This is a genomic window from Paenibacillus sp. FSL R5-0341, from assembly GCF_037975235.1.
Classification (GTDB): domain Bacteria; phylum Bacillota; class Bacilli; order Paenibacillales; family Paenibacillaceae; genus Paenibacillus; species Paenibacillus amylolyticus_A.
The window spans coordinates 3424144-3446601 of sequence record NZ_CP150241.1; the positions used below are offsets into that span (position 1 = coordinate 3424144).

Here is a 22458-nt window from a genome sequence, read left to right on the forward strand (position 1 = left end):
GCCCTTTTGTACGATTTTTTATTTTTCTCCTCCGTTTATGATAGATGCATGAATACAAATTGGAGGAAAAATGATGAAAAAAAGACTGACAACGATTCTGGCGACTGTTCTCTCACTAACCATGCTCTCTGCCTGCAGCAGCACTAATAGCGGGACTTCCATACAGGAGGAAATTCCGAAACCTGAAAATAGCGTTGCTTCCGCACAGAATGAGTTTCCAAAACCGATGGGAAGTTATACGGTCGGGCGTACACAGATGGACTTCAAGTACACAGCATCCAACCACTCAGAAAGAGAACTGACGGCATTATTTTTCTATCCGTCCGACAGCAATGAGGGCAAGCCGACGGCAGAGTATGCCTTTCCGGAGTTTCATTCACTGAGAGATGAGCTTTTGGTTAGATTAGGGGGCACAGCGGGTGGTGAGCAGCTGTTTGATTCCAATTTCAAGACATGGTCTTACGACGATCTGGCCTTATCTGAAAAGGAAAAACAATATCCGGTTTTATTCTTTGTTCATGGCGCAGGCGCTTACCCACAGCAAGGCACTTTGTTTGCTCAAGACCTGGCAAGCGCCGGCTATATTGTGGTATCTATCGGCCATGCCGAAAGTGGTGTGTACAAACTTAAAGATGGACGAACAGTTGGATTGTCTGAGAATTTTATGGACGAAGTAACAAAATACGGAATGGAAGCAGCCACCCTAACTCCACCTGAAATTGTGACTGAGAAGCTTGAGGAAGAAGAAGCTATTGAGATTGCTCGCAAATTAACTTCCGCGCCTGAAGCAGTCAAGTTTGCGAAATATGCCGTTTTACAGAGCGAGGATATTCGATATGTTGCAGATAACTTGTACAAAATGAATACAGGTGACAGAGATTCCATGTTTAAAGGCAGATTGCAGCTTGATCTCGGAATGGGTGTGTTCGGACATTCTTTTGGAGGAACGACAGCGGCAATTGTTAGCCGTGACGATGACCGATTTGTCGGCGCTGTGAATCTAGACGGTAATATGTTAGGTGCCCTGGATAGCGATTTTAAGAAACCCTTCATGCAGCTCAGCACCGTGCTTGCCTATAATACAAATGCATTTCTGCTTGAATCCAACAGCAAGGACACCTATTTTGCCATTATTGATAATGTAGTCCACGGTGACTTCTCCGATTCCTTGTTTACAACTACGGATAAAGCATCCAGAGGAACCCGAGACGCGATGGAACAGCGTAACATTATCATTTCTTATACAAAGGCATTCTTTGATAAGTATATGTTGAAGAAAGAAACGGACATTGACAGCCTTACCTTTGACGGCGTAGAGATGATTAAAAAACCTTAAAAGCCTTAGCATTGATTTGAATGAATTTCGGGAGGGCTAATGAGAGGAGAGGCCGGTCGGATTTAACCGTACGAGATTTAACTCCGAACTCTTAAAAACAAAATGATAAAAGACCTTACGTTTGCTTTGAAACGTTAAGGTCTTTTTATCTTTTGGGCAATCGAAGAATTCTTAGCCTATTTTTTCAATACTCACAACCGTTCTAATGGGTGGCGAGGGCTCTAGTTGGTCAAAGCCAGCAGTGATTCTTACTCTTTGCCCTACTTCAATTGTTTCATATGTTTCTCTATTGACCAAATAATACGAAGCTTCCTGGTCTTGTGCTAGTTCTATAAAATCCTCAAGATTTCCATTCTCCAGATCTTCCTTACTTATATTTTGTAGTACAAGAAATTTGTACTTGTCATTTTCATCTGTTTTAAATACTACAGTACCCTCGAAAACTGGATAATTTTCTTTCTCATCCTTGTTAGAACAGCCGGCAAGTATAATCATACTAATGAAGATAAACAATATTATTTTTCTCATAATGACCTCCTTGATTTGAAATAAAGCTTTCCCCTTGCTTTTAAGTATAACCTACATAAAAAAAGCAAATTATTACTAAAAGGTAATTCATACGAAAAAAGTATGAAACATGGTATGAGGATTCCTTTAAATAATAAGTTCCTAGAGTAGAAAAAACTAAAAAGAGGTCACGATGATGGATACCCTAAAATGGATTCAAAGCTGGTATTATGAAAACTGTGACGGCGATTGGGAACATTCATACGGTGTGCGAATTGATACTGTAGATAATCCTGGTTGGTCTGTTGAAATCGACTTGATGGATACATATTTAGAAGATGTGCCATTTGATTCAATTGAAGAAGAGAGAAATGAACAAGATTGGTTCTACTGTATCGTGAGAGATGGCGTGTTTCACAGTGCAGGGGGAGCAAAAAATTTAGAAGAGATGCTTAATTGCTTCAAAAATTGGGCTTCAAGTTTGGATAGAAGTTAATAATGCACTAACCATCGGGAGTAATCTAAGGAGAGAACCAGATGTATCTAAAAGAATTCAATTTGGATTTACCGTATATTGCAGATGATGAAAATATTGAATCTATAATGAAAAAACAAAATTGTGAGTACAACGAAGCAACAAAATTAGATTATGCGTTGAATTGGAAATGGAAAAGACGCTCTTTTAGTTGGGAAACTCGCTGTATTACAGCATTGTATGAACGTCTATTTGGGAAATACAAAACGAAAGATTGTTGGAAAGTCCTAATAGAATGTGTAGAAAACATTTCGGATGAACGGATTGTTAACGATTCTGGTGTGTGTTCGGTACCAATCCAATTTAGTTTGAATGAGTTTAGTGAAAAAAATGAGTTGGAGAAAAAAAAGACTACGCTTCGACTGCTAATGGAAGGCATAGAGAAACTTGCTCTACGTAATAATTGGGATATTGATCCATTTAGGGAGATAGCTTTGCAAATAGAGGAGTTAGATTATGTAAATGAATGGACTTGGAAAAAGGATGTAAAGAGCCCTAATAAGAAGTACAATGCTAGAGTCATATGCCATCATAATGTAGATAGCATGGATATTTTCCTATGTATTTTTCAACGAGATGGTACGCAAGTACTTTTAGAGAAGGTCATATCAGAACAACCAGATGAATTCGCCTATGCTAAACATCTAGGTGAACTTACATGGGTTTCTGATTTTGAAGTTGCTTTAATTAATGAAACAGGCACTGAAAAATTTTCTGCAACCCTAGAACATTAATTATTTGGCCGCTAGTACTTCCACTTTGAAAACTATGTCAAATAAAAAGAAATAGTAAGGGAAAAAATAATGAAAAAAAGAGTTTCGGTGAAGATAGGAGATGTCTTCTCAATAAGACTTAATCAGGATTGGAATTGTTATGGACAAGTTGTTTCTGAAGGAAGAATATCAGATTGTATATGGTAAGGATCTGACTGTATAATGAAAAAAGCGTAGGGGATCTTACAGTAGATCTAAATAGTTTAGCAGATATAAGAAAAACATGCTTTGTAATTCAAAGCTAATGAAATAATCCTTACTCAACCTTTAATGTCAATTTTGTACGCGTATATAAAGAAGTTGAACCTAAGAAATACGTGCCATATGTAGATATTCTGATTAGTGGTTCGTCTGAGTCATAGACTACAAAATTATATCCCTAGAGGTGACCCATGTTTTGTTGTGAAAATTGTTTTGATAACATTTATATCAAGAAAATATTCGAGAATGAAGAAATTGGAAGATGCGATTACTGCCTAAGTCACAATGTACGGATCTTAGATATACAGCATGATGAATTACGAACAAAAATTTTCCGTTGTATTTCTCCATTTACAGAAAATAGGAAAGGGCATCCTTTGAGTAAATGGTTGACAACGCAATTTAACTTATTCAATGTGTCATTAGGTCCTCAAAACATTAATAAATTGCTTTCTGACATGACCCATGGCTCTTTGGATATCACAGAAAACTATACCTTTACGTTAAATGGCTCAGGAATAGACAGTGAACTCCTTGGTTTATGGAGTAAATTTAAAGAAGATCTTAAACATAGAAGTAGGTTTGCATTCACATTTAATGAGAAGTTGCAGAAAGCCTTAATTGAAATAATGGAAATCAATATAGAGGAGATTGGGGAGAATTTTACGTCCTATAGAGCTAGGAATGGAACTTCTTCACATGTTCGCGCATATAGCGGAGACGAGATCATGTGTCCTCCAAAAAACTTGGTTGGTAATGGACGGATTAATTCCAAAGGAATTCCCTACTTATACACAGCATCCGATCCAGATACTGCAATTGCTGAAATCAGGCCTTCAAAAGCTGTGCCTGTTTCGGTAGCAAAACTTGCAACTACAAAACCCCACCGTTTTGTTAAACTCGAAAAATCTAAATTCAATAACAGTCTTCCTCTATATCAGCAGTACGAGTTATACCGATTAGCAAATACTATTACGTTAGAATTATCTAAACCTATTGATTCTTCAACAAGTGACTTTGGCTACTTAGCTACCCAGTTTATAGCAGAACTTGCAGATAGCAAAAATTTTGATGGCATAGCGTTCAGAAGTTCGTTAGCAGAAGGTACTAATTATGTATTCTTCCGTGAAGACAATATTCAATTTGTAGACAGTGAAATTGTAGATGTTATTGGAATTGAATATGTTACGGAGCCAAGAGACAGATCTTTGTCTGATGAAGATTTTAAATTTTAATACCTTTAATCGTTTGACAAGAACTTTGACTCATTCAAAACTGTTAATAAAAAGGAACATTGTCCCATTGAAAGTCGCCATTAAAATTAATTTATCAATAGAAGTTCTTGGCCTAAGACATGGACAAGAACTTCTACCAATTCTGAATAGATAAAATACGAACATCCAATGTCAATGATGATCTACCCCTTTGTATGAGCCCCAACAAGTGTTTTAGATTGTCATCAATATATTGATTATCGGCAATATTAATTCAACGACCGGCAAAATGACCCCAGATCGGTTGTATCGGTTTAAACATGGCATTAGGTATGGAGTTTAGCTTCAAATTCATTATCATCCGCTGTGCAGAATAGATCCGTGCTACCTGGCATGATACAGGCAAGGGCTTTAATGCTCTTAAGGGCGTGGTCGAAGTCTCCGTTATAGGAAGGTATCTGCGTGTTGGCCTGTCCACAACATAGCGAGTACATTATGCGGGTCCATATTCATAAAGCTACTTTCCCATACACCAGCCAAAAAATCTTCCAAAGATTCAATCCCATCTCACGATACAGCTCTTCTCTATAAAATGCATGCGATAGTCCCCAACCTGCATAGACTAGGCCAACAGCGCGCATGTCTTCAGACGTCAGTTGGTCTAGTCTGCTAGAATCAAAGCCAACCACAGACAATAGTGGAGCTTTTACACCATCCATAACTACAGATGTGTGAGGCCAAGTCTCGGCAATTCCCGCGATCGCTGCAATTCGTTCCACCATCTCCGGATAACTCGCCCCCCATTGAAATGCCTGAATGCCTCCCGTGGATCAAACAACTACGAGAGTTATTTTTTGAATCCCAAACTTCTCGTTCACCAGCGATGCTGTAATCTAACGTTATCATAGTTAGTTTTATCATAGTTAGTTACCTACGGAAAATAAGCACGTTCGAACGGGGGAGGTGTGTTCGTGGGAGATGTAGATAAGCCATTGCCCAGTGGAAGTGTTCCTGACAAATGAAAAGGGTTGTCCCCTATCGAACTATGTTTGACCGTTCATTTGAGAAAGAGGGCAATGACAGCATTACATATTTAGAGTTTCAAAGTGCTGAAGCCATTAAGCAATGCAATTTCGGGTATCGGTATTTCCTTTTCTTCCTGATCTTGTCACGGAAGCCAAAGTTGAACGTGGAGAACTTATTGTCCTGCCATGGCAAGTTCCAGACTTGCATGTATATACATAGATGTTGTGGCATAAGGATAAGTGGTTGTCACCGATTATATTATCTTTAAACCACAAGGGAAGTTTATGCTTCACAGGAGGAGAATAAGTAGAAGAAACCTTAAAGAAAAGATCGAGGATCAATATTTTTGCTTTCAAAAGAATACATACCAACATTTCTACTTCGGAATATTGGTATGTATTCTTTTACTTTGCGTGCGCAGGATCCAAAAGATTGTATTCCCGTTGTGATTAGAGCTACGTGTAGAAGTCGTTTATGTAGCGACTTATATATATGCATCTAATTTAATCAACTTACTCAAGCTCATGAATCAAACGTGTTACCCACATAATGAAAAGAGTGAATATGCGTTTTGGTGAGTTCAATCACGTTTTTGATAAATGACTCTCGCGACTCACGATATCCGCTTAATATCCAATTGTTCAACAGTCCAAAAAAACCGTAGGCGGTATAATACTTGAAATAATCCATGTTAACTGGGGAGTTGTTGATTGTCTCGAAGACAAACTGCTCCTGATAGATTTTGAGTATGGTTTGTGGAAAGCCTGTATGCAGACCAGGTAACGTATCATCGTACTGAATTAGTTCGAAGAAGTCACGATGTTCGTAGATATAATCCACGATTTGAAAAGATTCGACATTAAGCTTGTTTGTTAAGACCTTTTGACCATGCCAATAGGGTTTACCTACGGCGCACCTCAATCCTCCGAGTGTCATACTCAGCAATTCTTCGGCGAGAATGTATTTATCCTGGTAGTGTAAGTAAAATGTACTGCGATTATAGCCCGCCTGATCCACGATGTCTTTGACAGAAACACCATGGAAGCCTTTTTTCTTAATGAGCTGAATGAGAGCAGTTTTTAGATGCTCCTTGGTTCGATTACGATGTTGAGATGTCACAATAAGTTCATCATTCATTCAAAAAAACTCCTATAAATATAGACATAGTTTTATAAAGTGTCTACGAGGTAGACACTTGGTCATATCTTAATGATTGGATTGTTACAATTTTAAGCATAGAATTAGTTTTGTAAACATCATATAGCACTATTTGTATAGGCGCTATTCAAAATATTATACTGGGGGATTTATTCATGGGCAAACTTCAAGATAAAGTTGCAGTCATCACAGGAGGAGCATCCGGGATTGGTGCAGCGACAGCTCGCTTATTCGTTTCCGAAGGAGCTAAAGTGGTCTTGGTGGATCTGAATGAAGAAAAAGGCAAGGCGTTTGAGCAGGAACTGAAAGCGCTTAAAGCAGAAGCTCTCTTCATTAAAGCAAACATAACAAGTGAAGAAGAGGTTACTGAGATTTTCAAACAAACCGTAGAAGCATTTGGTCAAGTGGATATCGTATTCAACAATGCGGGAATCGGACGTGTTCATCCGACGCATGAGCTTGACTATGCAGAATGGCGCAATACGGTCAATGTTGATCTGGACGGCGTATTCTTGGTCGCTCGTGAATCGATCCGCGAAATGCTGAAAATTGGCGGAGGCACAATCGTCAACACGGCGTCCATGTACGGATGGGTTGGATCGCCTGGTTCAGCAGCCTACAATGCAGCTAAAGGCGGAGTAGTGAACCTGACTCGTTCGCTCGCGCTGGAGTATGCTGAGCAAAATATTCGGGTGAACTCCCTTTGCCCAGGCTTCATCGACACACCGATTATCCCGGAAGAGAGCAAGCAAGCACTTTCTGCGGCAACACCAATGAAACGTCTGGGTCAAGCAGATGAAATGGCGAAAGCTGTTCTGTTCCTAGCTAGCGACGATTCTTCATACATGACAGGAAATAGTCTGATCGTAGACGGAGGATACACCGCTCAATAAGAGTAGCGTTATCGAAGTACAAGAACATAGTCCCATTGAAAGTCGCTATTATTATAGCGGCTTTTTTTATTTTATCAGAAAAAGTATATCTCCCGAGCCAAAGACAACTAGCAAACAGCGGTTTGGCTATTCATAATAGATGGCCTCGTAAGGAAACTCTAACTTATTCATGCGATATTCTTTGGGGGACATGGACATATATTGACGAAAAACTTTGCCGAAGTAGCTGGGACTCTCAAAGCCGCATTGTTGGCCAATCTGTGAAATCGGAAGTTCGGTCGTGCGAAGCAGTCGGATTGCAACTTCAATGCGCCTGTCTTTGAGATAGGCTAGCGGTGATGTTTTCTCGGATTTCTGAAATAACCTGCACAAGTAGTGTTTATTGATATCACAATGGCTGGCTAGAAGATCCAACGTCAATGGGGATGCATAATTCTCTCGGATGAACTTTTTACATTTCTCAATCGTTGTTATGGAAAGGGCACCGATATCCTTCTCCGCATCCCGACTCGTCTGCACCAAGATGAGCAACCACCGATAGACTTGCATGGACAAGCGATACTTGTCCGTAACTTTATCCTGATGAATCAAATGGATGATTTGCCATAACTCTTGAATCAGGGGAGAATCCGCGTTTCGTAGAATGACATGCCCCTCATTATCATGGATCATATCCCAAATTCGGTTGGCTTCATCCCCACGAATGTTTATCCATATAAATTCCCATGGTTCATTATTCTCTTGCTTATAGTAATAGCAGTGTTCTCCTGCGATTTTAACAAATAATGCATGTCCCTTCGGTAAAGGGAGCGTTTGATTGTCAATATCAAGATAACCCTGGCCATTAAGCGTATATTGAAAAACAACGTGCCCCGGGTCCGGTCTATTGTCACTCGGACAACGATATTCCTCGCTTGAGACGATCTGCCATCCAATAGAGTCCAGTGTCATAATCGATGTATCGTCATTACGAAAAGCATAAGAGACCGTATGAACCATCTTTCATCCCCTTCCTAAAAAAGTCAATTATATTATATAATACGTCACATTTTTTAGATTGTCTGTCTTTTTTTAGACCTGTAAGATAAATGTAAGCGGTAACATATGAAGGGGGTGACTGTAGTTTGTGTTCATTTGACAATAAGCAGGGCAGATCGAACTGATGATTCTAAAAAATTATTTTTAGATAAGGAGGACTTAATCCAATGAACCGAAGAAAGGGTTCCATCCAGAAATCGATATTTGTATCTTTATTAGCGCTCCTTATGGTCATTTCACTGGTCATCCCCCCGGCGCCAGCACGTGCAGAGTCATCAAGCAGCCTGCCGGGTCGCCAAGGAGAATATCTTAACCGAGGTCTGGTTGCGGTTCTTGTAGACAACGGCGTTTTTTTAAGCTGGAGGTATTTGAACAATGATCCGGATAATATCGCTTTCAATATATATAAAAATGGAACCAAAGTGAACGCTTCGCCCATAAGCGATGTGACAAACTATGTAGACACCACTGGTTTCGACAGTTCACAATATCAGATCTCCACCGTTATTGCGGGCAAGGAGCAAATGCAGCCGGAGGTTGCATCGGTCTGGCATAACGATTATTTGCCTATTCCGCTGGATAAACCAGCCGACGGACGGACCAAAGATGGTGGAACCTATACGTACTATGCAGGTGACGCTTCCGTAGCTGACTTGGACGGCGATGGCGAATATGAAATTGTCTTCCTGTGGAGTCCGAGCAATTCCAAGGACAACTCGCAGGCAGGTTATACCGGCAATGTGTATATCGATGCCATCAAACTGGACGGCACCAAGCTGTGGAGGATTGACCTGGGAGTCAACATCCGCGCCGGAGCGCATTATACGCAGTTAATGGTGTATGATCTCGATGGCAACGGAAAAGCCGAGGTGGTTGTGAAGACGGCGGACGGCACGAAGGACGGCCAAGGTACAGTCATTGGTGACGGGACGAAGGATTATCGCAACGAGGGCGGATACATACTGTCAGGGCCGGAATATCTCACCCTGTTTGATGGTGAGACCGGAGCGGCCGTATCCACCGTGGACTACGATCCACCAAGAGGCAACGTCAGCGATTGGGGTGACGGCTACGGTAACCGGGTAGACCGGTTCCTTGGCGCAATTGCTTATCTGGATGGCACAAAGCCAAGTGTCGTGATGAGCCGAGGTTATTATACCCGCACAGTACTTGTTGCTTATGATTATGTTGGCGGGGAACTCGTCAAACGCTGGACTTTCGACACGAACGAAGCTGGATCACAATACCAATCACAGGGTAACCATAATCTAAGTGTGCTGGATGCCGATAATGACGGCAAGGACGAAATCATGTTTGGTGCCTTGGCCATTGACGATGATGGCAGCTTGCTTTACAGCACCGGACTCGGCCACGGCGACGCCATGCACGCCGGTCAGCTCGATCCGAACCGGGAGGGCTACCAGGTCGTAAGCGTGCACGAGCATTCGGATGCGGCATATGGACTGGAGATGCGCGATGCGGCAACAGGTGAAATTCTCTGGGGTGAGAAAACAGGCTTTGACACGGGTCGCGGCATGTCAGCGGATATTGATCCGAACTATCCAGGATACGAATCATGGGCCACAACCATTACCAACGGGCAAAGTGTTCCTGTAACCAATACCTACTCAGCAGCCGGAGAAGCTATCTACACTGCGGAAGAAGGACCAAAAACCGCAAACTTTGCGATCTGGTGGGATGGAGATCTTCAGCGGGAGCTGTTTGACCATGAGTGGGATAACAATACCGCGAAAGGAATTCCACTCATTTATAAGTGGGATTACGAAAACAAAAAGCTGGATGAAATCTTCCGAGCAACTGGTACATTAACGAACAACCACACCAAAGGAAATCCGGCGCTTCAGGCGGATATTCTGGGTGACTGGCGTGAGGAACTTCTGCTGCGGAGCGAAGATAGTTCAGAATATCGTCTCTATACGACGACCATCCCTACAGACTATCGCATCCCTACGCTGATGCAGGACCCTGTTTATCGACTTGGCGTAGCTTGGCAAAATGTAGCCTACAACCAGCCGCCTCATACTGGCTTTTATCTTGGAGCGGAAGCTACAGCATTCCCTAAAGCCGATCTCGCGCTGACTCGCGAAGCAGAAATGCCGGAGCAGGTTTACCGCTTTGATTTCGGTACAGAGACAGCGTCAGGAAATACAGCTATACAAGACACCTTATACACACAAGAGACGGGATACGGCTTCAAGGATACAAGCGGTGTTACCGTAGGAGTAAACGAGGTTTCGGTTGCGACAGGTACAACATTTGCTGTTGACCTGCCCAATGGCAACTATAAGGTGACGCTACGATTAGGCAATGATGCACATGACTCGAACGTCGGGGTCAAATCCGAATTCGTTCAGAAGCTCGCTGTAACGAATGTGACAGCGGGAACACCGCTGGAGTATTCCTATGATGTTGCATTGGTGGATGGACAGCTCGATCTTCTCTTCACGGGTACAGCCATAGACATCCAAGACGTCCTCATCGAGAAATATCCAGAGAAAGCGGCTGGTGCGGCAACGACGATCTATATGGCCGGTGATTCAACCATGCAATCGTACAGTGTAATGCAAGCTCCTCAAGAGGGATGGGGGCAACAGTTCGGACGTTATTTCTCCAATGGGGCAGTGATCGTGAACGATGCGATCGGTGGTCGAAGCAGCAAATCGTTTATGGTAGACGGTCGTCTCGATACGATCCTGCAACGAATTAAGCCGGGGGACTTCTTCTTCATTTCCTTTGGTCATAACGACGCGAGTGCAGGGATACCGGACCGGTATGCATCCCCTGAGGATTATAAGATCTACTTAGCTCGTTATGTAAACGGTGCCAAACAGCGCGGCGCCACACCGGTATTGCTCACTCCGGTTGGACGCAGAGATTTCAACACGGTGACTCAAGAATTCAACGTCAGCTTCCCGGCATACGTGCAGGCAGCCAAAGAAGTGGCGGAGGAGCTTGATGTGCCGCTGATTGATCTCAGCAAGCTAAGTATTGCGTACTATGACAAAATTGGTAATACAGCTACGGAGAAAGTGTTCCTTTATGCTAATCCGGGTGAATATCCAAAATACCCGAATGGGATCAACGATAATACGCATTTCAGCAGCTATGGTGCGCAGAAAATTGCCGGACTCGTTGCCGGTGCGGTCAAAGACTTGGAGCTGAGCATTTCATCGCTGGTCATCGACCCGGATATTACCGAACCTGAGCCAGAGCCGGAAATCCAGCTCTATGAGGAGGATTTTGAAGGCGATGCTACCAACTACCAGTATGCCATGGTCAATGCCACGGGTATTGCAGGAACCATGACCGGAACGGTGGTTGAACAATCCGGAAATAAGGTATTGTCCGTCGCAGGTTCCGGATCGGGCAATCGGGCCAAGGTGTTCCGTCTGTTCGATGCCGTAAACGGCGATCAGGTGAACGTGAACTTTGACTGGCAATCCGGTAATGTGAGTGCCTATCCATCAGAAGGTCATCTCACGGTCCAGGATTCGAACGAAAATGCCCTGTTCACGCTGTTTACGAAAACTGGAAGCACCAAAATTCATTATTTTGTCGGTGCATATAATCCGGATTACGGCACAGGGGATACAGCCATACCTGAAGGGGGAACGGCTACAGATATTTCCAAGAACCAGTGGGTCAATGTGGATGCTACCGTTAATTTTGCCGAGAAAACACTTGATCTTACATTAACGAACATTGCGGATCCGACAGTTACCCAAACGATTGCAGATATCTCACTAAGTTCCGCCGCATATGCGGACAATGTCAGATCCATGCGGTTCCTGGGAACGAGAAAAGGCGGTGGAGGCACGTTAAACTGGACTACCCAGATCGACAACGTGCGAATTGAAGGAACGCAGCTCTCTTCGGAGGGTGGCGATCAGACTGCATTGATCGCTCTGTATGATGAGATCAAAGCACTAGATCTGTCGGATTATACAGATGCATCGAAGGCCGTAGTGAACCGGGCTTTGGCAGCTGCGGAAGCCATTTTCAATACGGAAGCTACCCAAGCTCAAGTTGACCATGCGCTTAACATGTTAACTGTCGCGAAGGATTCATTGACAAGTGAACCGGGCGAAGAGATTAACGAATACAAATTCGACTTTGGTTCTGGTGGCGCAGCCGACGGATACATCAAAGTCGATGCCAAAAGAGCGTACATCGAAGGTAACGGGTACGGATTTGCCGATACTGCGCTGATCAAAGATGAGAACCGGGAAACCGGAGATTCGCTCAAGGAAGATTTCACACGAGTAAACGGTACCTCCTTCCTGGTGGAAATGGAGCCGGCTAATTACCGGGTAACGATGACCATCGGGGATACTCAAGAATCGACCAGCGCGAATGTTGTTGTAGAGCAGATGACCAAGCTGCCGCTTACAAGCATTGCCAAGGGTGAATTCAAAGAAATCACGTATGACATTGCCCTGATTGATGGAGTCTTTAACTTCAATTTCACCGGAAATGCACCGAAGATCAATGCGCTGAAGCTGGAGCGACTGCCAGATCACAGTGCAAGCGATAAACCTGTTATTTATTTGGCCAGCGATTCCACTGTGGCCAATTACGCGGAAAACTATCGTCCGCAAGCAGGCTGGGGAGAAACATTGGGTGGATATTTTGATGCAAATGAAGTCAGTATTGATAACCGGGCAGTTGGAGGTTTGAGCAGCAAAACCTTCTTGGTCGGTGGATATCTCAACGATATTTTACTCGACATTCATGAAGGCGATTATCTGTTCATGCAATGGTCTCATAACGATTCCACACCTTCACGTCCAGAGCGTTATCTTACGCCCGAACAGTTTAAGGTATATCTGAAAGAATACATTGATGGCGCTCTGCAAAGAGGTGCGATTCCGGTTCTGGTCACGCCAGTAAACCGTCGTGATTTTACCGGAGAGGTGCTGAACAAGAGCTTCCCGGAATACGTACAGGCGATGAAAGAAACAGCTCAGGAAACAGACACACTCATCATTGATCTGAACCAAGCCAGTTGGGAACATTTCCAAGAACTTGGCACAGAAGGAACCAAATCGATATTCATGTGGGTAGGTACAACCGAAGACAATACACACCTGCAAATGAACGGTGCAATCAAGGTGTCTGAACTCGTGGCACGTCTTGTGAAGGAATTGAATATAACGCTGTCTGACTTTGTTACGCTGGAAGGGGAATCTCCGGAGCAGGAAGCCCCGCATACCACGGCAACTGTAGAAGGAGAATCGCAGAACGGCTGGTATACTTCTCCAGTCCAAGTAACCTTTGCAGCAACTGATAAAGATTCCGAGATCGAAGGAACCTATTATCAAATTAATGGTGGGGAAACAGTGAGTGGCACACAGTTGACTCTAACTGAAGAAGGAACGCATACCATCACCTACTGGAGCGTCGATGTTGACGGTAACAAAGAGAGTGAACAGTCTTTGTCCATATCCATTGATCTCGTACCTCCAACCATTGAAATTCAAGGTCAAACCGAGTACACCATTGATCAGCACGTGGAAATTGGCTATACAGCCTCCGATACGGGTTCTGGTGTGGCAGAACCGGAGGGTGTGCTTCTGGACACTCCGGCATATACACTGGAGCCCGGCCTAAACCACGTTACGGCAACCGTCTCCGATTTGGCTGGGTGGGAACAGACGGTAGAATATAGTTTTGCAGTTATTGCTACATTCGACAGCCTGATCAATCTGACCAACGCCTTTGCAGATGAATCGATCGATCCTAATGCCGGCGCTCTTGCTGATCAGCTTGCGAACACGTTACAACAGGCCGAACAGGCAGCAAACGATCGTGAAGGAGCAAAAGCGCGTCAACTTCTTGCATCCTACGGTAATGACGTTCAAGCAGCTCGAGGAACCGTATTCTCGGATGAGCAGGCAGATGTGCTGCTTAAGTGGGAGGAATGGCTCCATCAGGGAACGCCACTAGCGAACGGAGCGCCTGGCACTCCGGTGTTATCTGATAACAATGGTTACGACACGGGGCTCAAAGACGGAGACTATACGGTCACGATGAATCTGTGGTGGGGAAATAACGGCAATCAGTTCAAGCTGTATGAGAATGGTGAATTGATTAAGGAAATTTCTCTGGTCGATCAATCCCCGTCCGCCCAATCTGTTCAAGTTGATATTACTGGAAAGAAAAATGGTACCTATATCTATACTGGAGAATTAATTAATGCACTGGGTAAAACCATGAGCGTTCCGCTGACAGTCATCGTCACGGATGCTTCCCCGGGGCAAGCCGTTCTGTCGAACGACAACTGGGACGGTGACGGCAACTTTAATGTCACCATGAATCTGTGGTGGGGAACAAACGCAACCGAATACGAACTTTACGAAAATGGTGTTTTGATTGACACACAATCGCTGCACTCACACTCTCCTGGTGCACAGTCTGCGGTTACTGCAATCTCTGGAAAGGCACCTGGAATCTACGAGTATGAAGCTGTACTTCGTAATTCTTCAGGGGAAACCAGATCACACAAATTAAATGTGACTGTAAGAGAGTAAGGTACGCATATAAAAAGTGCTATTCCTCATCATTTTGAGGAGTAGCACTTTTTTATATGCACTCAGCATGAAAGCGTTTGACTTATTTGAATATCAATCTATAATGATGAAAGGAAATTGGACTTGGACGAGGCCTATGGAGAAAACGATAACCGGCATAGCTGTATGTATATTCACAGCAAGCTTCCATACGCAGGAGGCTTGCTGTTTCATTTTCAGAAGGAGAATCGGTCCCCATGACACTCAAAAAAAGAATCTTTTTATTGTTCTTTCTCAGTGCGTTTATCCCCTTCATCAGCATATTTGCGATCTCTTACTATACCATTGACTCCATTTTCGCAAATAAGATCGATGATGGCATTCGCAGCAATTTACAGCAGGTGACATCTTCATTGGAGAATTCCATCACCAATCTGAATCACGTTACGCAGCAATTATCTTACGGTGGTACTGTAGGCAAAAGGTTGGATGAATTTTTGAATCCGTCCTCCGATATTTTCGAATTAATCGAGGCCAGGGACGAATTAAAGAGCGAGTTAAGTGTGGTCACGTTTACCAATCCGAATATCGGATTGACCTTATATTATTTCCAGAAAGAAGACACTACGCAGTTCGGCAACTTTCCGATTAAGGATCATTTTTCTCCTGAGTCTTTGCCGGTGCTCTTCCAAACTTATGGCATTAAGTATTATGGTCCCCATATCAGCATGAACCGATTTGATGACCAACTTGTTCTCTCTGCTGTGCGAAAAGTACAACTGCCCAAAAGGGACGACGTGTACATATACGTAGAATCCGGCTTTCGCCTTACACAGGATATCTTAGGTTACAATCAATACAACGGTGCATTATCTCATCTCATTCTGGATGGTACAGGAAACATTGTGTACAGTGAAATACCGGAGGCCATGAAGGTCGGAGAGAATTTCTCCAGCTTAACGGTCGATCCTGCCAAGGACGGAATATCTCGAGGGTATCACTGGTTCAAGGAGGATTCCTCACAGAAATGGAGCGTCGTATCGGTCATTTCGCAGGCTCAATATCAACAGGAGAAAAACCAGTGGTTGCTTCAAATTTTGCTGGTCGCTTTATTTTTCCTCGGCTTTACCGTGTTTCTTGCTTGGCTTCTGTGGAAGATGGTTTACAAACCACTTGGCCTGTTCCATTCGGAAATCAACGGGATGTCCAAAAATCCACAACGAACAGTGAGCCGAGCTCGCACTCAGATTCCCGAATTTGATTTTCTACTCAGTGAATTTTCGAATATGCAGCATCAAATTGGTGACCTCTTCACGGAAGTGCAGCAGAAAGAGAAGATTCGTGCAGACCTGGAAGTGGAAAAGCTGCTCTATCAGATCAACCCGCACTTTCTGATGAATACGCTGGATACAGTGCACTGGCTGGCGGTCATGAACGGACAAGGGGAGATCGACAAGCTGGTGCAATCATTGAACAAGTTACTCTATTACAACCTGGGCAAATTAGGGCAAGTATCCACCATGGAAGAGGAGATCGATGCGCTAAGGCAGTATCTGATTTTGCAGCAAATTCGCTATGACTTTGAATTTGACGTCCGCATTACTGCAGATGAGCAAGTGCTTCAAATTCCTGTGCCTCGCTTTATTCTGCAACCGCTGGTTGAAAATTCGCTATATCATGGATTGAGTGACGAAGGGTTTATTCAAATTGAAGTGACATGCACTGCAACACTAAATATTATGATCCAAGATAATGGAGCAGGTATGACCGAGGAAACCATTCATAATCTGCTGAACAATCGTGTAGCTGAACATCAAAAAGTAGGAATGGGTATCGGACTCAATTACGTTCACCGCATGTTGAAGGCACAGTACGGGGATCAAGCACAACTGGTAATCGAGAGTAAATTGGGTACCGGGACAAGCATACTGCTTGTATTGCCTATTAAAGGAGAAGATATCTCGTCATGATTAAGGTATTGATTGTAGATGATGATAAGCTGGTACGCAAAGGCATTAGCTCTGCGATGCCATGGAACGAGTTCAACATGGAGGTTGTAGGAGAGGCCAGCAACGGAGCGAAAGCACTAGATTTCCTGAAATCCCAGCCGGTCGATCTGATGTTGACGGATCTTGCGATGCCGGTCATGTCGGGGATTGAACTGATGCGAGCTGCGAGGCAGCTCTATCCGGAACTTCATATCGTTGTGTTAACACTGCATCAGGATTTCGATTATATCCAGGAAGCGCTCAGGCTGGGAGCCATCGACTATATAGCCAAAGTACAACTGGAGAAAGAGCAATTCGAACATGTTCTGGATCGAATACATACCCGAATTAGCGGGTTGACGAACACGATAAGAAAGATGCCTACACTGAATGAGATTAATATCCATTATTCCAATGTGTATGCACTTGTTTCCCAGGATCGCAAATTGGAACATAAGTGGCCAATGGAGCTAACTTCACTTGAAGATGAGGTTAAGTGGGAGATTGAGCGTAATAGCTGCATGTGGGCTGCACCCCCGTCAGAAGAGGATCAACTATTTCATCAATTGAAGGATTCCCTGGATCAAATCCCACAAAGTACGTTATTGGTTCTGACGGATGTACAAGATCGCACGTGGTCGCAAATTAAAAGCTGGATTATGAATTATACAGAGACGTCTTTATTCTATGCGTACAACCCCAATAACCAAGTTATTACTGTTTCGATGAATGAGGCGGATACATTTTCAAAAGAACCGCAGGATGAAGACATTGACCGGATTAAGCAAAGTTGGTTCCAAACACCTTGGACCCACCATGACAGCTACTACAACCAACTTGTTGACCAGTTCAAATCATTACGATTACATAAAGGTCATTTGATGGGATTGCTGTATTCGATCGTGATGGAGTGGAACCATCTTTTTGCCCAAACTACCCTTGGAAGAATCTCGATGATCCATTCCTTCGAGTCTTGGTATGAGCTTGAAGAATGGATCAAGCAGACAGCTGCTGGCATTCGAAAGGCCGATGAACAGACTTCATATTCACAGGAAATTATCGATGCCGTGAAAAAAGCAGTGATGATCGTGCAGCAGGATTTGGAGCAGGCCCATACGGCCTCCGGTCTCTCGCAACAACTCAATATCAGCCGAAGCTACTTCAGTCAATGTTTCAAAGATCTGATGGGAAAAACCTTTAATGAGTACTCCCGATTCATCCGGGTAGAGAAGTCTAAAGAGTATTTACTCAATACCAACAACACAATTTTCTGGATTGCTGAGCGAGTGGGGTATACGGATGAGAAATATTTCAGTCGGATTTTTCGCGAACTGACAGGCCTTCTCCCAAGCGAGTATCGGCAGCAAGGCCGAGGGAATTAGCAGCCGACAGCTTCCTGTTTTAGGAGCTGCCGGCTTTTGTTTTTAATCAAAAATAAGCGTAGTTAGACGAATGTAGTTCAGTAGGTAGGGTAAATGCTCACAAACTAAACCGTGCTTTATAATACCGACTGAAACTGTAACCATTTCTCTATCCAAACGGACGTGTAATCCCTATCTCGATGGACCTTCACTCCATTTTATAATGAAAGCGTAAACATAATTGATATTTAGAATAAAGGGGAATCGAACTAGATGAGAACAAAATGGTCTATGAAAAGCAAGCTGATGACGAAGCGTCTGGCCGTGCTGTCCATGTCTGCCTTGATGGTGGCAACCCTCGCGGCATGCGGGAGCTCTTCCAATCCTCCTACTGCAGAGGAAGCAGGCAAATATGAGGTAACGCCAGGAGATCCATTCAGTGCCTATAAAGATGAGATTACCGTAACCATGGGACGGGTAACCACAGCCAACCCGAAACTGCCAGCTGGTGATACTTATGAGAACAACGCATATACGAGGCTGGTCAAAGACACGTTTAACGCTCAGATTACAGATCAATTTGAAGCCAATGGCGAAGATTATAGCCGTCAGGTTTCGCTTGCCATCGCATCCGGGGAATTGCCCGACATGATGCGTGTTGATTCCAAAGATGAACTGAAAGAGCTGGTGGATAACGACCTGATTGAGGATCTGACGTCCATTTACGATCAATATGCCACGGATAATATCAAGCAGATGTACGATTCCTATGATGGACGTGCATTAGACAATGCAACGATTGATGGACGTTTGATGGGCCTTCCGGCGACTTCCCTGGATTCCGCACCAACGATGGTTTGGGTCCGTCAAGATTGGCTCGATCTGCTGGGGATTCAACTGGATGCAGACGGAGACGGCGCCCTTTCACTGGATGAAGTGGAAAAGACAACGCTGGAATTCCTGAAAAGAGATCCTGGCCAATCCGGGAACCCGGTAGGTATTCCTTTTGTGAACACGATGAACACAACAGATTATAATGGCTCTGCTTATACGATGCTGGGTGTGGCCTCAACCGAGGGAGCCTTTCCGCAATATTGGATGAATGGTGAAGACGGCAAAATTGTGTATGGTTCCACGACAGAAGAAACGAAGAAGATGCTGGGCACCATGGCGGATTGGTTCAAGAATGGTATCATTGACCCACAATTTGGAACCCGCACGTTTGATGATATTACCGCACTCTACGCCAACGGTCAAAGCGGTATCGCCTTTGGACCGTGGCATATTCCTGACTGGGGACTGATCAGCGCGAAGCAGATGGATAAAAATGCGAAATTCTCGGCTTACACACTGGAGGATGCAAACGGCAAGGTCAACGTGGCTCATGCCAATCCATCCAATCAGTTTATCGTGGTGAGAAAGGGATATGAACATCCTGAACTGGCCGTTAAGATTCTTAACCTGTTCTACGATAAACTGGCCAATGATAAAAATGTCGCAACAACCATGCCGGAAGCTGCCAAGTATCAGGAGACCGGGGTAGACGGTTCCACAAGACCGTTTAATATCGAAGTCAATTCGGCTACATCGCTGCTCGATGATTACTCGGACGTTGTTCGCGGGATTAAAGGAGAAATTTCCCTGGATGAAGTTCGCACAACCGAATCGAAGAACAATATCGGAAGCATCAAAACCTATTTGAGTGACATGGATATGGATGATGTGACTGCTTGGTCGAAATATCATTCACGGATCAACGGAGTTGGACTGATCGACAAACTGACACAGGAAAACAAATTCGTCTGGATGACACCTGCGTTCTCTGGCACTACACCAAGTATGAAACAGACGTGGGCTAATCTGACGAAGTTGGAGCAGGAATCGTTTATCAAAATTGTCACGGGTTCAGAACCGCTCGAGTACTTCGATACATTCGTCAGCAATTGGAAGAAACAAGGTGGTGATCAAGTCATTCAAGAAATTGAAGACGAGATCGCATCGAAACAATAGACATCCATGAACAGTAGCAGGGCTGCGATACGCAGCCTTTCTTCAACGAAAGGGGTTCATCCATGAAACAGGGAAATTCGAAAATAAGGGGCCGGCTTGGCCCAGGCGCCATGTACCATATGATGATGTTGCCAGGCATTTTGTTTTTGCTTGTATTCAGTTATGTTCCAATGGTCGGCATCATTACGGCATTTCAGGACTATATACCGGCCAAGGGCATGTTCGGCTCCGAATTTGTAGGCTTGAAGCATTTTATGTATATGTTCAAGCTGCCGGATATTGCGCAGGTCGTCAGCAATACGTTGGTCATTGCGATTGGCAAGATTCTGCTTGGAACGATGATGGCCATCATTTTTTCCGTTTTATTAAATGAAATTCGTATCAAATACGTCAAAAAATCCGTGCAGACGATTGTTTATCTGCCACACTTTCTATCCTGGGTTGTACTTGCATCCGTCGTTGTCAACATGTTCAGTTTGGATGGCATTGTGAATCAAATGTTGGCGTTCTTTGGTCTGGAAAATATTAATTTCCTTGGTAGCAACACTTGGTTCCAGCCACTGATTATAGGTACAGACGTATGGAAAGAGTTTGGTTATAGCTCTATCGTCTATTTGGCAGCAATTACGTCCATTGATCCCGGTCTGTATGAAGCGGCAGGCATGGATGGAGCCAGTTGGTGGAGAAAAGTATGGCATATTACATTGCCAGGCATGCTGCCTATCATTCTGCTCATGGGTGTAATGAGCCTGACCAACATTTTGAGCGCCGGTTTCGATCAAGTCTATAATCTGTATAACCCGATTGTCTATGAGTCAGGCGACATTCTGGATACCTATGTTTATCGGATCGGTCTCGTTGGGCGACAGTATAGCTTCGGTACAGCTGTTGGTTTGTTCAAATCCGTAATCGGCATTGTTTTGCTCTTGTCTGCCAACCAGTTGGCCAAAAAATATACGGATCGAAAAATATTCTAAGGAGGCCAAATCTGTGTCCTATTCTGCAAACTTCAAAGAACGAATTGGCCGGTTTGTCATCTATGCCATCGTTATTATGCTGGCATTGGTCTGCCTTCTTCCGCTATGGAATATCGTTGCCATATCATTCAGCAGCAGCGAGGCTGTATCAGCAAATGCTGTAGGTCTCGTTCCGGTCAATTTTACAACCGCAGCGTATAGCAAAATTATTGATGATGCACAGTTCTGGCGTTCCTTTGGCATCTCCATTTTACGTGTCGCGCTTACCCTTGCGCTTAATATGATTCTGATTATTTTGATGGCTTATCCATTATCCAAATCAAAAAGGGATTTTAAAGGCAGAAACATTTATATGAATATCATGATTTTTGCCATGTTGTTCAGTGGAGGCATGATCCCGAGTTATCTGCTGATCAAAAACCTGGACATGCTGAATACGATTTGGGCACTGGTTCTGCCAGGCGCTGTCCCGATATTCAGTGTCATCCTCGTGATGAATTTCTTCTCCGCTGTACCTAAGGCGCTTGAAGAAGCAGCGTTCATCGATGGGGCGAATCCGCTTCAGGTCTTGTTCAAAGTGTATGTCCCTGTGTCCATTCCTGCATTGGCAACTGTCGCCTTATTCAGTATCGTGGGGACATGGAATGACTTCTTCAACGGTTTGATTTATATGACTAAAGTCAGCAATTATCCGCTAATGACCTATATTCAGTCCCTTAACGTAAATATTGCCGATTTGCTTCAAGCCGGCACAAATTCCAGTGAACTCAGCAACCTGACTGAAATCTCGAACAAAAACCTGAACGCAGCCAAAATTGTAGTCGCTGTTATCCCGCTATTGCTGATTTATCCGCTGCTGCAAAAATACTTTGTGACTGGCATTGTCGTAGGATCGGTCAAAGAATAACCTT

At 43.9% G+C, this 22458-nt stretch carries 14 protein-coding genes and 2 pseudogenes; 12 read left to right on the forward strand and 4 right to left on the reverse strand.

The window, feature by feature from the left end; genetic code table 11:
• Window positions 1-70 precede the first annotated feature (70 nt).
• On the forward strand, window positions 71-1336 hold the full coding sequence (locus MKX75_RS15300; RefSeq protein WP_339165899.1) for a choline esterase: 1266 nt from the start codon (window positions 71-73) through the stop codon (window positions 1334-1336).
• Window positions 1337-1507: 171 nt separating this feature from the next.
• On the opposite strand, the gene MKX75_RS15305 is transcribed toward MKX75_RS15300, so the two are convergent.
• Window positions 1508-1864: a DUF3221 domain-containing protein gene (locus MKX75_RS15305; protein WP_339165900.1), complete on the reverse strand. Its 357-nt coding sequence runs from the start codon at window positions 1862-1864 to the stop codon at window positions 1508-1510.
• A 172-nt stretch (window positions 1865-2036) separates the two neighbouring features.
• Between MKX75_RS15305 and MKX75_RS15310 the strand changes: the two genes are divergently transcribed.
• The 3 genes from MKX75_RS15310 (at window position 2037) to MKX75_RS15320 (ending at window position 4587) form a co-directional block, all read left to right on the forward strand.
• Window positions 2037-2339: an immunity 53 family protein gene (locus MKX75_RS15310; RefSeq protein WP_339165901.1), complete on the forward strand. Its 303-nt coding sequence runs from the start codon at window positions 2037-2039 to the stop codon at window positions 2337-2339.
• A gap of 41 nt (window positions 2340-2380) precedes the next feature.
• Window positions 2381-3112: a hypothetical protein gene (locus tag MKX75_RS15315; RefSeq protein WP_339165902.1), complete on the forward strand. Its 732-nt coding sequence runs from the start codon at window positions 2381-2383 to the stop codon at window positions 3110-3112.
• Between the two features lie 617 nt (window positions 3113-3729).
• Complete coding sequence (locus tag MKX75_RS15320; protein ID WP_339165903.1) at window positions 3730-4587, forward strand: RES family NAD+ phosphorylase; 858 nt, start codon at window positions 3730-3732, stop codon at window positions 4585-4587.
• Between the two features lie 133 nt (window positions 4588-4720).
• On the opposite strand, the pseudogene MKX75_RS15325 reads toward MKX75_RS15320, so the two are convergent.
• Window positions 4721-5566: pseudogene (locus tag MKX75_RS15325) on the reverse strand (hypothetical protein); the annotation flags it as partial.
• Between the two features lie 2 nt (window positions 5567-5568).
• Between MKX75_RS15325 and MKX75_RS15330 the strand changes: the two are divergent.
• Window positions 5569-5902: pseudogene (locus MKX75_RS15330) on the forward strand (substrate-binding domain-containing protein); the annotation flags it as partial.
• A 212-nt stretch (window positions 5903-6114) separates the two neighbouring features.
• Here MKX75_RS15330 and MKX75_RS15335 read toward each other — a convergent pair.
• Window positions 6115-6729 carry a TetR/AcrR family transcriptional regulator gene (locus tag MKX75_RS15335; RefSeq protein ID WP_062834648.1) on the reverse strand — a complete coding sequence of 205 codons (615 nt, stop codon included), beginning with the start codon at window positions 6727-6729 and terminating at the stop codon, window positions 6115-6117.
• A 176-nt stretch (window positions 6730-6905) separates the two neighbouring features.
• Here MKX75_RS15335 and MKX75_RS15340 point away from each other — a divergent pair, with 176 nt between their 5' ends.
• Window positions 6906-7643, forward strand: coding sequence for an SDR family NAD(P)-dependent oxidoreductase (locus tag MKX75_RS15340; RefSeq protein ID WP_076333918.1), 738 nt, complete (start codon window positions 6906-6908; stop codon window positions 7641-7643).
• Between the two features lie 126 nt (window positions 7644-7769).
• Here the strand turns inward: MKX75_RS15340 and MKX75_RS15345 are convergent, their stop codons facing one another.
• Window positions 7770-8642 carry an AraC family transcriptional regulator gene (locus MKX75_RS15345; protein WP_339165904.1) on the reverse strand — a complete coding sequence of 291 codons (873 nt, stop codon included), beginning with the start codon at window positions 8640-8642 and terminating at the stop codon, window positions 7770-7772.
• 206 nt (window positions 8643-8848) lie between these two features.
• Between MKX75_RS15345 and MKX75_RS15350 the strand changes: the two genes are divergently transcribed.
• The 6 genes from MKX75_RS15350 (at window position 8849) to MKX75_RS15375 (ending at window position 22454) form a co-directional block, all read left to right on the forward strand.
• Window positions 8849-15232: a GDSL-type esterase/lipase family protein gene (locus tag MKX75_RS15350; RefSeq protein WP_339165905.1), complete on the forward strand. Its 6384-nt coding sequence runs from the start codon at window positions 8849-8851 to the stop codon at window positions 15230-15232.
• 236 nt (window positions 15233-15468) lie between these two features.
• Window positions 15469-17181: a histidine kinase gene (locus tag MKX75_RS15355; protein WP_339165906.1), complete on the forward strand. Its 1713-nt coding sequence runs from the start codon at window positions 15469-15471 to the stop codon at window positions 17179-17181.
• Window positions 17178-18581 carry a response regulator gene (locus MKX75_RS15360; protein WP_339165907.1) on the forward strand — a complete coding sequence of 468 codons (1404 nt, stop codon included), beginning with the start codon at window positions 17178-17180 and terminating at the stop codon, window positions 18579-18581. Before MKX75_RS15355 ends, MKX75_RS15360 begins: the two co-directional genes overlap by 4 nt.
• A 252-nt stretch (window positions 18582-18833) precedes the next feature.
• A complete protein-coding gene (locus MKX75_RS15365) occupies window positions 18834-20570 on the forward strand; it encodes a sugar ABC transporter substrate-binding protein (protein WP_339165908.1) in 1737 nt (578 codons plus the stop codon).
• A gap of 62 nt (window positions 20571-20632) precedes the next feature.
• Window positions 20633-21547 carry an ABC transporter permease subunit gene (locus MKX75_RS15370; RefSeq protein WP_062834655.1) on the forward strand — a complete coding sequence of 305 codons (915 nt, stop codon included), beginning with the start codon at window positions 20633-20635 and terminating at the stop codon, window positions 21545-21547.
• A gap of 13 nt (window positions 21548-21560) precedes the next feature.
• Complete coding sequence (locus MKX75_RS15375) at window positions 21561-22454, forward strand: carbohydrate ABC transporter permease (protein WP_076333912.1); 894 nt, start codon at window positions 21561-21563, stop codon at window positions 22452-22454.
• Window positions 22455-22458: the final 4 nt, after the last annotated feature.

Bases quoted from the DNA above. Each gene is read 5' to 3' on its own strand.
- MKX75_RS15315 (WP_339165902.1), top strand. From the start codon at position 2,381: ATGTATCTAAAAGAATTCAATTTGGATTTACCGTATATTGCAGATGAT.
- MKX75_RS15370 (WP_062834655.1), top strand. From the start codon at position 20,633: ATGAAACAGGGAAATTCGAAAATAAGGGGCCGGCTTGGCCCAGGCGCC.
- MKX75_RS15365 (WP_339165908.1), top strand. From the start codon at position 18,834: ATGAGAACAAAATGGTCTATGAAAAGCAAGCTGATGACGAAGCGTCTG.
- MKX75_RS15300 (WP_339165899.1), top strand. From the start codon at position 71: ATGATGAAAAAAAGACTGACAACGATTCTGGCGACTGTTCTCTCACTA.
- MKX75_RS15340 (WP_076333918.1), top strand. From the start codon at position 6,906: ATGGGCAAACTTCAAGATAAAGTTGCAGTCATCACAGGAGGAGCATCC.
- MKX75_RS15355 (WP_339165906.1), top strand. From the start codon at position 15,469: ATGACACTCAAAAAAAGAATCTTTTTATTGTTCTTTCTCAGTGCGTTT.
- MKX75_RS15305 (WP_339165900.1), bottom strand. From the start codon at position 1,864: ATGAGAAAAATAATATTGTTTATCTTCATTAGTATGATTATACTTGCC.
- MKX75_RS15345 (WP_339165904.1), bottom strand. From the start codon at position 8,642: ATGGTTCATACGGTCTCTTATGCTTTTCGTAATGACGATACATCGATT.
- MKX75_RS15360 (WP_339165907.1), top strand. From the start codon at position 17,178: ATGATTAAGGTATTGATTGTAGATGATGATAAGCTGGTACGCAAAGGC.
- MKX75_RS15310 (WP_339165901.1), top strand. From the start codon at position 2,037: ATGATGGATACCCTAAAATGGATTCAAAGCTGGTATTATGAAAACTGT.
- MKX75_RS15335 (WP_062834648.1), bottom strand. From the start codon at position 6,729: ATGAATGATGAACTTATTGTGACATCTCAACATCGTAATCGAACCAAG.
- MKX75_RS15350 (WP_339165905.1), top strand. From the start codon at position 8,849: ATGAACCGAAGAAAGGGTTCCATCCAGAAATCGATATTTGTATCTTTA.